Annotated in this window: 11 protein-coding genes; 3 read left to right on the plus strand and 8 right to left on the minus strand. The window is 59.3% G+C overall.

The window, feature by feature from the left end; translation table 11 throughout:
* Positions 1-3 precede the first annotated feature (3 nt).
* On the minus strand, positions 4-1608 hold the full coding sequence (locus C5P05_RS22815; RefSeq protein WP_198674835.1) for an ABC transporter substrate-binding protein: 1605 nt from the start codon (positions 1606-1608) through the stop codon (positions 4-6).
* A 113-nt stretch (positions 1609-1721) separates the two neighbouring features.
* Here C5P05_RS22815 and C5P05_RS22820 point away from each other — a divergent pair, with 113 nt between their 5' ends.
* Complete coding sequence (locus tag C5P05_RS22820) at positions 1722-2111, plus strand: RidA family protein (protein WP_114972152.1); 390 nt, start codon at positions 1722-1724, stop codon at positions 2109-2111.
* 86 nt (positions 2112-2197) lie between these two features.
* Positions 2198-2710, plus strand: coding sequence for a hypothetical protein (locus C5P05_RS22825; protein ID WP_114972153.1), 513 nt, complete (start codon positions 2198-2200; stop codon positions 2708-2710).
* 5 nt (positions 2711-2715) lie between these two features.
* Here the strand turns inward: C5P05_RS22825 and C5P05_RS22830 are convergent, their stop codons facing one another.
* From C5P05_RS22830 to C5P05_RS22850, 5 genes are read right to left on the minus strand one after another with little or no spacing between them, the layout of a single operon-like run.
* Complete coding sequence (locus C5P05_RS22830; protein ID WP_114972154.1) at positions 2716-5499, minus strand: EAL domain-containing protein; 2784 nt, start codon at positions 5497-5499, stop codon at positions 2716-2718.
* A 54-nt stretch (positions 5500-5553) separates the two neighbouring features.
* Positions 5554-6876, minus strand: a complete 1323-nt coding sequence (locus C5P05_RS22835) for a cytochrome-c peroxidase (protein ID WP_232834630.1) — start codon at positions 6874-6876, stop codon at positions 5554-5556.
* Positions 6873-7322, minus strand: coding sequence for a FixH family protein (locus tag C5P05_RS22840; RefSeq protein ID WP_114972204.1), 450 nt, complete (start codon positions 7320-7322; stop codon positions 6873-6875). The genes C5P05_RS22835 and C5P05_RS22840 overlap by 4 nt, the downstream gene beginning before the upstream one ends.
* A 60-nt stretch (positions 7323-7382) precedes the next feature.
* Positions 7383-8348, minus strand: coding sequence for a tripartite tricarboxylate transporter substrate binding protein (locus C5P05_RS22845; protein ID WP_114972155.1), 966 nt, complete (start codon positions 8346-8348; stop codon positions 7383-7385).
* A gap of 33 nt (positions 8349-8381) precedes the next feature.
* Positions 8382-9578: a threonine synthase gene (locus C5P05_RS22850; protein ID WP_114972156.1), complete on the minus strand. Its 1197-nt coding sequence runs from the start codon at positions 9576-9578 to the stop codon at positions 8382-8384.
* Between the two features lie 70 nt (positions 9579-9648).
* Here C5P05_RS22850 and C5P05_RS22855 point away from each other — a divergent pair, with 70 nt between their 5' ends.
* Positions 9649-10605 carry a LysR substrate-binding domain-containing protein gene (locus C5P05_RS22855; RefSeq protein WP_114972157.1) on the plus strand — a complete coding sequence of 319 codons (957 nt, stop codon included), beginning with the start codon at positions 9649-9651 and terminating at the stop codon, positions 10603-10605.
* 157 nt (positions 10606-10762) lie between these two features.
* Here C5P05_RS22855 and C5P05_RS22860 read toward each other — a convergent pair whose 3' ends face one another.
* Positions 10763-11317 (minus strand): phasin family protein, encoded by a 555-nt coding sequence (locus tag C5P05_RS22860; protein WP_114972158.1) that lies wholly within the window; start codon positions 11315-11317, stop codon positions 10763-10765.
* Between the two features lie 271 nt (positions 11318-11588).
* Positions 11589-11828, minus strand: coding sequence for a hypothetical protein (locus tag C5P05_RS22865; protein ID WP_157979432.1), 240 nt, complete (start codon positions 11826-11828; stop codon positions 11589-11591).
* Positions 11829-11833: the final 5 nt, after the last annotated feature.

Here is an 11833-nt window from a genome sequence, read left to right on the forward strand (position 1 = left end):
TCCTTACTTCGCCAGACCGGTGTTCCAGAAGAAGGGCCAGATGGAGGGGGTAAAGCCCTCCAGCTTGGCCGAGCGTGCGGACAAGGCGTTGAATTTGCCGACTTCAATGAACGGCACTTCGTCGTAAACCGCTTGCTGCACCTGACCCCAGAGCACACCGCGTTTGGCGACATTGGCCTCCTGGTTGAAGGCGGTCAACGTGGCCTTTTTGGCCGGCGTATCCCACCAGCCCGGCGCGCCTTCACCCAATTGCGGTGGCGACAGCATGGGTTCGGGGAACAGGCCGGAATGGGTGAAATACACGTCCCAGAGCTTGGCGTCGTTGCGGCGCTGCACCAGCGTGGCCCAGTCCACCACCTGCAAATCGGTTTTGAAACCGGCCTTCTTCAATTGTTCCGCCATGACCAGCGCCATGTTGTAGTGAAACTCATACTGCCGGCTGGCCATGATGCGCACCGGCTGGCCGTTGTAGCCCGCTTTGGCAGCCAGGTCTTTGCCCAGCAATGGATTGCGCTCGTTGTAGAGATTGCTGCCCGCCGACGAAAAATAAGGCGTTCCCTTGGGGAAGAAGTTGGGCTCGACCACAAAGAAACGGTTGTCGCCAAAAGCCGCCGCCAGCATCTCGCCCTCGCCCACCGCCGCCTGCACAGCACGGCGCAGGGGTTGCGAGGTCAGCACACCTTCCTTGGTGTTGAAGACGATGTAGGGGAAACCAAAATTCTTGGTCACGATGGGCACCACGGTGGCGCCGGCTTTGTCGATGCGACTGGCGGCGTCCACCGGCAGCAGGTCAGCGTACTGGAACTGCCCGGACAAGACCCCCTCCACCCGTGTATTGGCATTGGGCACCGGCACAAAACGCAGTTCGTCGAGCACCGCCTCGCGCCGGCCGGCGTAACCGCTGGCGGCTTCCTTGCGCGCGCTGTAGGCGTCGTGGCGTACCAGCACCGTGTATTGGTCGGGCCTGCGTTCCTTGAACTTGTAGGGACCGGTGCCTATGAAATCCTTCAGCTGCGGGGCAATACTCTCCTTGGCCATGATGGCCGCCATGCCGCTCGGCAAGGCCAGTTGCGCCAGCAAGGGCGCGTACGGGGCCTTGAGCTTGAGTTCCACACTGAGTGCGCTCTTGGCTTTCAGAGAGGCGACCTCCTTGCCCACGGCCTTGCCGCGCGGGGACAATTCCATCCAGCGCGTGAGCGAAGCAACCACGTCGTCGGCGTTCATTTCGCGGCCGTTGTGAAACATGACGCCTTTGCGCAAGGGGATGGTGTAGCTCAGGCCGTCTTTCGAGACCACCGGCAGACTCTCGGCCAGCATGGGCGCGATATTCCAGTTGGCGTCAAAGGTGTAAAGCGGCTCGTAGACGTGCTGCATGATGGTGCCGACCAGGTCAGCGGTGCTGGTCATCGGATCCAGGCCCTGGGGCTCGCCCACCATGGCCAGATTGGCGGCGCCGCCTTTGGCAGGCGCAGCCGAAGCCGTGCCAAAAGGAACAGCCAGCGCACCGGCCAGCACCATCAGGCTGAGCCAGCGCCGTCGACTGCCCTGATGTGCCGTCTTGAGCGTCGGCGCGTGGTGTCTATGGAAGCGTGTGGAAAGAGATTGCATGCTGGCTCCTAAAGTAATAACATTACACAAACATCATGTTAAATTAGACTTTTTTAAAAGTCAAACGTGTTTTTACTAAGTTTTATGTAAATTCATTACAGAAAGAAAATGAAATGTCAAAAGTTGAAATGTTGGGCCAAGCGCCTTTAGCCTCCGACCGCCTGGCGCGCCCGCTCTCACCAGCCACACGCGCCGGTGATTTTGTTTTTGTCTCGGGCCAGGTGCCGACTGACGAGCAGGGCCAGGTGATTGTGGGCAGCATCGAAGCGCAAACCCGCCAGGTCTTCCTGCGCCTTGAGCAAGCCCTGGCTTTGGCCGGCTGCACATTGGCCGACGTCGCCAAGGTCAGTGTGTGGCTGGACGATGCCCGCGACTTTGGCAGCTTCAACCGTGTTTACATGGAATGTTTTGGCGAGCACCGCCCCGCCCGCTCCACCGTGGAGGCACGCCTGATGATCGATGCCAAGGTGGAGATGGATGTCACGGCCTACAAGCCGCGCTGAAATATTGGCCTGCAGACGAACTTTTTACATTCAAACAAATCAAGCAACTGTTGATTTGGGAATAGTGCGATCCAGGAGAATCCGTGATGCGTCCTCGTTTTTCGCCGTGGTCTTGGCTCTTGCTGTACTTGCCCTTGCTGCCAGCCTGTAGCAGCTACGCACCGCCCGATGCGCTGGCCGGCATGAGCCGGGACGAGGTGGTGGCGCGGATGGGACCGCCCGATATAGAACGCCGCATGGACGCAGGCAGCCGGCTGGAGTTTCCACGCGGACCGTATGGCAAACAAACCTGGTTCGTCTACTTCGACCCCGCTGGCCGGGCGCTACGCGCCGAGCAGGTGTTGACCGAACAGAACTTCCTGCGCATCAACCCCGGCATGGCGCAGGACGATGTACGCAAGTTGCTGGGCCGACCCGGTGTGGTTCACGGTCTCGGGCGTGCGCGCGGCGAAGTGTGGAGCTACCGTTACGAAAACTATTTTTGCCAATGGTTCCAGGTGGAACTGTCACTGCAACAGCAGGTGCGCTCGGCCGGCTACGGCGAACCGCCCGAATGCGAGGGGCGCGGCAGAAACGATCTGATCATCGAAATGCCCTGAGTCGCCTAAACCTGGGCGGCCTGCCTGAAAAACGTCTCGAAGCCTTCCAGCGGCAAGGGCCTGCTGAAAAAATAACCTTGGTAGCTATGGCAGCCCGAATCGGCCAGGAAGTCGCGTTGCGCCGCAATCTCCACGCCCTCCGCCATGACGCCCAAGCCCAGGCTCTGGGCCAGCGCGATGATGGTTTTGGCAATGGCAGCATCGTTCGGATCGGTGAGCACGTCGCGAACAAAGGATTGATCGATTTTCAGCTGGTCCAGCGGCAAGCGTTTGAGGTAAGCCAGTGAGGAGTAGCCAGTGCCAAAATCGTCCAATGAGAAGCCGACGCCATGTGCTTTGAGCTGGCTCATTTTGGCGATCGTGTCTTCAACGTTGTCCAGCAACAGGCTCTCGGTCAGCTCCAGCTTGAGTTGATGGGGATTGACACCTGCAGCAGCGAGGGTCGTCAGCACCTGACTCACAAAGTCGGGCTGGCGGAACTGGCGCGAGCTGACATTCACGGACAGGGTGAGTGGGGCAAATAGCGGGTCTGCCGCCCAGGCAAATAACTGTTGGCAAGCCGTTGTCAGCACCCATTGGCCCAGCGGCAATATCAGTCCGGTATCTTCGGCCAGCGGAATGAAGTCTGCGGGAGAGACAAAGCCACGCTCCGGATGCTGCCAGCGCAGCAGAACTTCAGCACCCGTGACGCGGCCCCGGTCCACCTGAGCCTGGTAATAGAGCAGGAATTGACCGCATTGCAGGCCCTCGCGCAAATTCAATTCCAGCAAGGCGCGGGCACTGACCACGGCCTGCATGTCGGGATCGAAAAAGCGCAGGGTATTGCGGCCAGCGGACTTGGCTTGGTACATGGCGAGATCGGCGCGCTTCAGCAAGTCATCGATGGACTCCCGTTCGTCGCTAAATAGCGTAACGCCCATGCTCGGGGTGCTGTGATGCTCCAGCCCTGCTAGGTCGTAGGGACGATTGAGCGCGGCGATGATTTTTTCACCCACGGTTTCGGCCTGGGCGGCAGCATCAGCCGCCGTAGCGCTGAGGTCCTCCAGTATCACCACGAATTCGTCGCCGCCCAAGCGGGCCACGGTATCGCCTTCGCGGACGCAGGAGGTCAAACGATGAGCGACCTGTTGCAGCAGCAGATCGCCCTTGTCATGGCCTTGGGCGTCGTTGAGCGTCTTGAAATTATCCAGGTCGATGAACAGCAGCGCGCTGTGGCGTTCGGAACGGATGCTGCTGGCCAGAGCCTGCTGCAAGCGGTCGTACAGCAGCCGTCGATTCGGGAGTTGGGTCAGTGGGTCGTAAAAGGCAAGATACCTGATTTCGTCTTCTGCGGCCTTGCGTTGGGTGATGTCGGTCATGGTCCCTATCAAACGCGTCGGCTTGCCATTGGCACCCATGCCCAGCACCATGCCGCGACTCTGTATCCATTTCCAGGATCCGTCCTTGCACTGCATGCGGAATTCAACGGCGGTGGAGGCGGACAGGCGGTCGAGTTTGCGCTGAAATGCATTCACCACATCAGGTAAATCCTGGGGATGCACACGTTGTTTCCACTCGCGCACATCGGCGTGAATTCCACTTTCGTCATAGCCCAGAATCTCGCTACAACGGCGGGAGAAAAAAGCTTCGCCGGTCTGGATATCCAGGTCCCAGACACCATCCCCCGCGCCTTCCAGGGCAAACCGCCAGCGTTCCTCGCTGTCTTTCAGTGCTTCACCGCTCAGGGCTGCGCGCGCCAACGCATGCGATCGTCCGCGTGCCAGCAAGAAAACCAGTGCCCCCAAAAGCAGAGAAATCAAACCACCCGCCAGACCTATCAGTGTCGGAATTCTCCGTTCGGAGTCCGACAGGAACTGCCGGTTGGGTTGAAAATCCAATTGCCATTGCCGGCCATACACACTCAAATCGCGGCTGAGCCTGGCGGCAGGGATTGAGCGGACCGGCGGTGTCGAAAATAGCGGAACCTTGACGCCAACGGTCCTGTTGTCGAGCGATGAACCACGATCAGACATATCCAGCTGAAGACCTTGCAGACGCCCCTCGCGTTCGAGCTGCTGCACCAGATCGAACACGCGCAGGGTGACGCTCACCGAGCCGAGGAAATTCGAACTTTGGTCTTGCTCTTGGGTTGTGACTGAATTTTGACTGCTGCGAAATACCGGCACCCGAATGACGAAACCTGTCCGATGGGTGGTTTCTTGAAGCAAGTTGAACGGGGCACTCGCCACGGGTTGACCGCTACGCTGCGAGTAGTGCATGGAGGCCAGATTGGCGGGTTGCGCACTGATATCCAAGCCGTGAATGCCTCTGTTGCCGCTCATCGGCCAGAGGTAGTCAGCCACAAAGTACTCCTTGCGCTCCCCAGGCGGGTGAATCGCAAACGCCGGGTAACCCTGAGGCTCGACCGAGGTGTCGGCGCGCACCCGCACTTCAAACTGCTGCTTTTCGGCCGCGATGACGTAACGGGTAAACGCGATATTTTTTATGCCCGGGTAGCGGGTGTCGACATCGAGATGAGAAATGGCCTCGACAAAGGAGCGACGATCCAGTGCCGGATTGACGATAAAAAGCCCGCGCAAACCAAAAGCGATCTCGGTGTATGCATCTATCCGGCGAACCAGGGCTTCGATCACGGAATTGGCCGCCAGGGCGAAGCGCGCCTGTTCGACCTGCTCGGCGGACTCGGCCTGTTGGCGGGCCAGGAAGATGCTGCCCACCATGCCCAACAAGGCAACACCCGTGCCAAACAGCCATGGGCGCAGTGCCTGTCGAGAGATATCTTTTGTCATCGATTAACTGCGAAATACTTGCCGATTGTGTTCGGCTGATTCTAGTGGGGTGCGTCATCGTTGGGTCCCGTCGAGAATCGGTCCAGACAGGGTTCGCAGAAACGACACCAGGTCACGAATTTCCTCTTCGGTCAACCTGATGGGCTGGCGCTCGACGTGACTGGCGCGCCCATCCGACAGTTCGGTGTGGCCTGCCACCGCGACCGGCGCTTTTGTGTAGTGCCGGATGGCCTGCTCGATGGACGTGAACTGCCCTGCATGCATATAGGGCGGCCGCAAGGCCACGTTGCGCAGGCTCGGCGTCTTGAACGCAGCCAGCATCGGCGCCTTGTCGGTTGCCATGAACCGCAACTCCTGGCACTGATCGGCTGTGGCATCGCTAAAAGGACCGATGCAGTTGAACTCGTCTTTTTGCACCTTGTCAATCGCCGCGGCGCGACCCAGGTCAGGCTTGGCGGGATCACGTGGCGGTATGCCTGTGTTGTGAAAGTGCTGGTCCGTCAACAAGGGGCCGGCGTGGCAAGTCACGCACTGGCCTTTGCCAATGAATACCCTCAGACCGCTGACTTCCTGCAGCGTCAACGCCTCCTGCGCGCCGGGGACCTTCGCGATAGTGCCCTCCACGTACCGATCGAACGGCGCTTCGCCATAGGTCAAGGTCTTCTCGTACGCCGCGATGGCCTTGCCCATGTTGGCGAACACCTGCGTAACAGCCTTCCGCTCCTTGGCGGTCATGGCGTCCCAGGCGAGTTTTTCCGCTGCCGTGCCACTGGGCCCCGCATCCTGGGCCATGTGCGACAGGTCCGGCATCGCGTGAAAAATCGCTTCATATTCCGCACGGTAATGCGTCTGTATCAAATGCGCATAGCGGGTGCGATTTCCGCCATGCTCAACGGAATCCTCAAGTGGTCCCAAGGCCTGCGCCCATAAACTGTCCTTGCGTCCGTCCCAAAACAGCCAGGGGCTGTGCGCGGCCCCGACGATGGGCATCGCACGGCGAGCGCCTTCGCCGACGCCGCGGCTCACCGGCAGCCCATCCTGGAACTGTTTTTCAGGATCGTGGCAACTGGCACAGGAAACCGCCTGGTTACGGCTGAACCGTGCGTCTTTGAACAGGCGCTGCCCGAGCTCGATGGCCGCCGGCAGGTTTTCAATGGAATTGGACGGATCTCTCAGTGCTGGCGAAAGCTGGCTGATGCGCAAGGACGCCAGCACGTCCAGGTCCGCCGTGTTCCACTCGTCCCGTAAATTTGCAGTTGCCTGAAGGCCGGGTCCTGCCAGTGCCAGCAACGTCGTGTAAGACGCGAGGGCGAACACAAGCATGCCTGTCAGTTTGTAGAGCCTCTTGTTCATCTGCTTGCCCCGCGCCCAACTCATCGGGCTGTCAACGGCGCTGCTGGCGCGGACGCAAGTACGGTGTTGAAGGTCACGCGGTCGCTGCCTTCTGCGCTTTGAATGGCGAGCTTGATTTCCCACCAACCTGTCATGCTGAACTTCATGCCTTCGAGCAGGTAGGTTCCGTCCGCAAGTTCCTTGGTGACACGCGGTTGCGTAGGCAAGCCATGTCCATGCTGCGGCATACCACCGTCCACAACAATTTGGGCGTGCGTGACAGGGATGCCGGCTGGCGAGGTCACCTTGATTTGCCACGAGTGCATTTGATTGACCGCCGGCATCACCAGCGGCGGCAGCATGGTGACGACAAACTTCTTTTCGACGGTGGCGTGGGCAAGGGAAACGTCCAGATCGGTGGGTGGTGTTGAACATGCAGAAGCGCCCAGGATGGCTGCGACCAACAGGACTGTCGTGATGTTTCGGTACATGGTGAAAATGCTTTCTTGAATGAAATGAATGAAACCGGTCACCTGCAAACCTTTGAGATCCTATTCAGGAATGACGCCAGCCTTGCGCACGACATTTCCCCAATGCTCAACCTCGCTGCGCATGAACGTGCGCAGCTCATTGGGGCTGGAGCCCTTGAGTTCAATCCCCAGCGTGGTGAGTCGCTCGCGGGTTGCCGGATGCGCCAACGCTGCCATGGCCTCTTTGTTGAGTCGCTGCACGATCTCGATCGGCGTCGTCGCAGGCGCCACCAGCGCCCACCACTGGTTGAACTGCATGCCGGCGATACCTGCTTCTGAGGCGGTCGGCACATCGGGCAGGCCGGCAAAGCGCGATGAACCCGTCACCATCAGCGCCGAAATCTTGCCGGCGCCCAAAAGCGAAGCACCGCTTGCCAAGGTAGAAAAATGGCCGCTCACCTGGCTCGCAGCCACGTCGGTCAGGGCCGGCGCGGAGCCCCGGTAGGGGATGGGATTGATTTTCACGTGCGTTGCACCGGCGAACAACTCGCCCGAGAGATGGCTGATCGAGCCATTGCCGCTGTGCGCCATTGCCAAGGGCTCTGTGCTGCTTCGGCCGTTCTTCAGGAAACCTTTGATGTCCCCATTTTTGTACTGGGAACTGTTGACGAAGAGCATCAACGGTGAAGTTCCCAGCATCGAAATGGGCGAGAAATCCTTCAGCAGGTCATACGGCATTTTGACGAAAACAGCCGGCGCAATGGCATGCGGCAATTCAACGATGCCAATCGTGTAGCCATCGGGCAGGGACTTGGCGGTCGCCTCCGTGCCGATACGTCCGGACGCGCCCGAGCGATTGTCCACCACTATGGGCTGGCCCATGGTCTCGCTCATGCGCTGTGCGACTGCGCGGGCAATGGCGTCCGTGCTGCCCCCGGCGGCCCACGGCACGATGAGGCGGATCGGTTTCTCGGGATAGGCGGCGTGGGCGCTGGCGCCCAACAACGAACAGGCGAGTAGAAGGGTTTGAAGCGGTCGGATTAACATGAAAACTCCTTTTGGAAGGTGAGAGAAATCGAATCAGCGCGTGACATCAAAGGTGTCACGGTCGCCTTTGGCTGTCAGCAGCAGCAAGGCATGTTCAGAGGGCAAGATCTGGCCCCGCGTGCAAAGGCTTGCCAGCGCACTGAGACAAGAGCCAGCACATAGCTCGACCCACAAGCCCTGGGCCGCCAGCTGGGAAACGCCTTGGGCAGCGTCCATGTCGTTCATGACGACGACGCCACCGCCGGACCGCTCGACCGCCAGTTTTTGCTGAAGCGTGACGGTGCTGCCAGCAATCGAGAACTGCGCGGTTTGCCCCGCAAACTCCGCTTGAAGGGACTCGCCCGCCAGCACGCGGCTGAGGCGCGGAAAAGGCTCAACCGCCCACAGCCTGGGCATATGCGGGATAAGCCCGGCGGCCAGCAAATCGCGCAGACCGCTGTACAGCCCCCAAAGCAGGTCGCCTCGTGCGGTCGGAACCAGGACGTGGTCAGGCACGCAACCATCGGCTACGCACTCCAGCGCCACAGCGCGGTAGGCTTCCACGCCGAATACCGGGCTGCCGACAGCGGGAACGCTGTAGTTGGTGAGTGCAAACGCGCCTTCACGCTCCACCCGCTGGCGCACATGTGCCCAACGGTCAAAGCTTTGTTCGAATACGAAGCGCTTTGCCCCAAAACGGTAGAGGGCGCGGGCGTAGGACTCGGGCATGTCGCGATACGTCGCAACCTCGCAGCGAAGGCCGGCGACGGCGCAATACGCGGCGGCCGACACTGCGGCATTGCCGCTGGAGGCGAGCACGACAGTCTGCGCACCGACATCCAGCGCCCGGCTGATGCCCTGGGCTGACATACGGTCCTTGTGCGAACCCGTCGGGTTCATTCCTTCGTGCTTGGCTGTCAACTGGCGGATGCCCAGCTCCCGCGCCAGCCGGGAAAGGTCGAGGCAAGGCGTGTTGCCTTCGCCCAGCGAAATGCCATCCATGTATGGCAACCAGGCGCCCCACTTATAACCTGAGCTCGCGACCTGAAGCGTTTCAGGCAAGGCACTGTACACAGCCTCCAAACTGGCTGGGGTGCCGAGGTCCGCACAGTGCGGGCAGCCGGTCGGCAAATCCTGCACCGGGTAGCTACGCGCGCAGCCGATGCAGCGCAGACCGACCATCGAAGGATTGCGCTGAATGGCGGGATGGAAAGCAATGCTTTCGCGTGGCGTAGAGAAAATCTGGTTCATGGGCAAATGGTAGGCAAGTTTGCCGCTGCCGACGCTCAGTCTTTCGCACTTTATAATAAGTAGAACTTATATGAAAGATAGACTGGTGCACGATCTCAAAGACGTCAGCGCACGTCAAATAGAAGTGTTTCGCATGGTCATGCGGCTCGGCACGGCCAACCGTGCCGCCGCCGCGCTACATGTCAGCCAGCCGGCGGTGACACAGATACTTCAGCAATTTGAAATTCGCTCGGGCCTCAAACTGTTTGAGCGCCCCAAAGGCAAGCTGGTGCCGACACCGGAGGCGCATGCCTTGATGGAAGAAGTGGAGCGGGTCTATGACGGTCTGGACGCCGTGCAGCGCAAAATCGTGGCGCTGCAGTCGCATGAAGAAACCGTGCTGCGCATCGGCTCGCTGCATGCACTGGCAGCCAGTGTCATGCCGTGGGCGTTGACTGAATTCCAGCGCAGTTACCCGCGTACCCGATGCCAGTTGCTGGTGGACAGCTCCAAGGTGCTGCGTGAGGCCTTGTTTCAAGGCGCAGTTGACTTGGCCTTTCTTGGCGACGAGGCCGATACCAGTGGTTTGGTTTCCTCGCTCTTTTATCAGCTAGCGGCCGTGTGCGTCATGCCTGCGGCTCATCCGCTGGCGCGCAAGTCATCCCTGCAAATTCAGGATCTGCGAGAGGTGCCGCTGGTGGGCCTTTCGTCGCTGGATCCTGCGCAGCGGCGCCTGGAGGCGACATTTGCACAAGCAGGCATCGAGCCGCGCTTTGTGATTGAAACCCCTTACAGCGCGACGCAGTGCGCGCTGGTCTTGGCAGGCGCCGGCCTGGCAGTGACCAACCCCTTGGTGGCGCGGGAGTATGTCGCGCTTGGCCTGCGTTGCATACCGCTGGCGTTCAGCTTGCCTTTTCGTGCCTTGCTGGCGTTCAACCCGCGCCAGGCTCAATCACGCGCGGCGCAGGAATTCGTCAGCCTTTGCCGCCGCCATATCGTCCGCAGTCTGCCCGAAGGCTCGCTGTCTGACGAGTTGCTCAACCCTTAATCCGTTAACGGCAGTCAATTCAAATTCGAAGTCCAGCAGTTGGGGCGCGATCAAGAAAAAATCCGTGCCACGGGACGTTCCACTATTCAGATTCTTCAAACACAAACGGCACCCGCAGGTGCCGTTTGATCGTCACGGCCCCGGGGCCTATTTTCTGTTAAGCGACTTTGGAGACTTTGCTGGCTTTCTTGACAGCATCGGAGGCTTGGGCGCTTGCTGACGTGAAGTTCGACTGAGCCGCTTCCACAGCTTTTTTCACAGAAGCCTGCGCTGTCTCGACCGCATTCTGGCCGGCAACCAATGCGTTTTTGAATGCAGCAACCGCGCTTTCGCTGCCAGCAGGCGCGTTCTTGGTCAGGTTTTCGACCACATCACCAAAGGCTTTTTGTGCTTCAGCAGTTTTAGCTTCGACGGCCTTTGTGAATTCAGCACCGCTGTCAGAAACAATGGTCTGAATATTCTGGGCGTAGGCTGCGGATTTATCAGCCAGCGGCTTGAGCAAGCCTGCTTGCAGCGCCTGTACTTCCTGCGCATCTTTGGCACCCAGAACAGCCTGGACATGGCCAAAAGACTCACCCAGGATCGATTTGGAGGTCGCCATGTTCAGCTCAACCAGCTTTTCGACGCCGGCAAAAGCCTGGGTCGTCAGGCTTTCCAGTGCTTGCAGGTTGTCTTTGCTCGTGGCCGTGAATTGTTCGATGGAGTACGACATGGCTGTTTCCTTCAGGAGAGTGGTTGAATCAAATGCCTGCTTGTAAACGCCCGGATTGGCAATTTATGTTGCGGTGCAGCATGGCGTTAATTGTAGGGAAGACCCGCGTGTTTGCACATTTTTTGCTGTGCTGCAACAATTATTAGGGAGGTGGATCTAGTCGCCATGAAATTTGAGAATTATCAATATTGATATATCAACCGTATGCATGTAAAAATCAGATAGCGGGATTCGAGTTCCCGACGACGCCTTGTAGATCAAGTCAGCTGATTTAGCCTTGAAAAATTCGTACGGCCAGTGCCACCGGAATCCAGCCCGCGCAGGTCGCGACAACGTCCCAGATGTCAACCGTGTTCGTGTCCGGGTGATAGGCATCATAGAGTTCTCTACCTGCACCGGCCAGCAGCACTGCGGCGCCGGCCAAGACAAGCGAGCCGGTAAGAATGACAACCAGGGCGGCTATGACCATGCCCACGGTGAGGTGGAGCAATTTGTCGAAGGGAATCATCATGTTGT

Source organism: Rhodoferax ferrireducens (genome assembly GCF_003347515.1).
Classification (GTDB): Bacteria; Pseudomonadota; Gammaproteobacteria; order Burkholderiales; family Burkholderiaceae_C; genus Rhodoferax.

Bases quoted from the DNA above. Each gene is read 5' to 3' on its own strand.
- C5P05_RS22815 (WP_198674835.1), bottom strand. From the start codon at position 1,608: ATGCAATCTCTTTCCACACGCTTCCATAGACACCACGCGCCGACGCTC.
- C5P05_RS22820 (WP_114972152.1), top strand. From the start codon at position 1,722: ATGTCAAAAGTTGAAATGTTGGGCCAAGCGCCTTTAGCCTCCGACCGC.
- C5P05_RS22825 (WP_114972153.1), top strand. From the start codon at position 2,198: ATGCGTCCTCGTTTTTCGCCGTGGTCTTGGCTCTTGCTGTACTTGCCC.
- C5P05_RS22830 (WP_114972154.1), bottom strand. From the start codon at position 5,499: ATGACAAAAGATATCTCTCGACAGGCACTGCGCCCATGGCTGTTTGGC.
- C5P05_RS22835 (WP_232834630.1), bottom strand. From the start codon at position 6,876: ATGAGTTGGGCGCGGGGCAAGCAGATGAACAAGAGGCTCTACAAACTG.
- C5P05_RS22840 (WP_114972204.1), bottom strand. From the start codon at position 7,322: ATGTACCGAAACATCACGACAGTCCTGTTGGTCGCAGCCATCCTGGGC.
- C5P05_RS22845 (WP_114972155.1), bottom strand. From the start codon at position 8,348: ATGTTAATCCGACCGCTTCAAACCCTTCTACTCGCCTGTTCGTTGTTG.
- C5P05_RS22850 (WP_114972156.1), bottom strand. From the start codon at position 9,578: ATGAACCAGATTTTCTCTACGCCACGCGAAAGCATTGCTTTCCATCCC.
- C5P05_RS22855 (WP_114972157.1), top strand. From the start codon at position 9,649: ATGAAAGATAGACTGGTGCACGATCTCAAAGACGTCAGCGCACGTCAA.
- C5P05_RS22860 (WP_114972158.1), bottom strand. From the start codon at position 11,317: ATGTCGTACTCCATCGAACAATTCACGGCCACGAGCAAAGACAACCTG.
- C5P05_RS22865 (WP_157979432.1), bottom strand. From the start codon at position 11,828: ATGATGATTCCCTTCGACAAATTGCTCCACCTCACCGTGGGCATGGTC.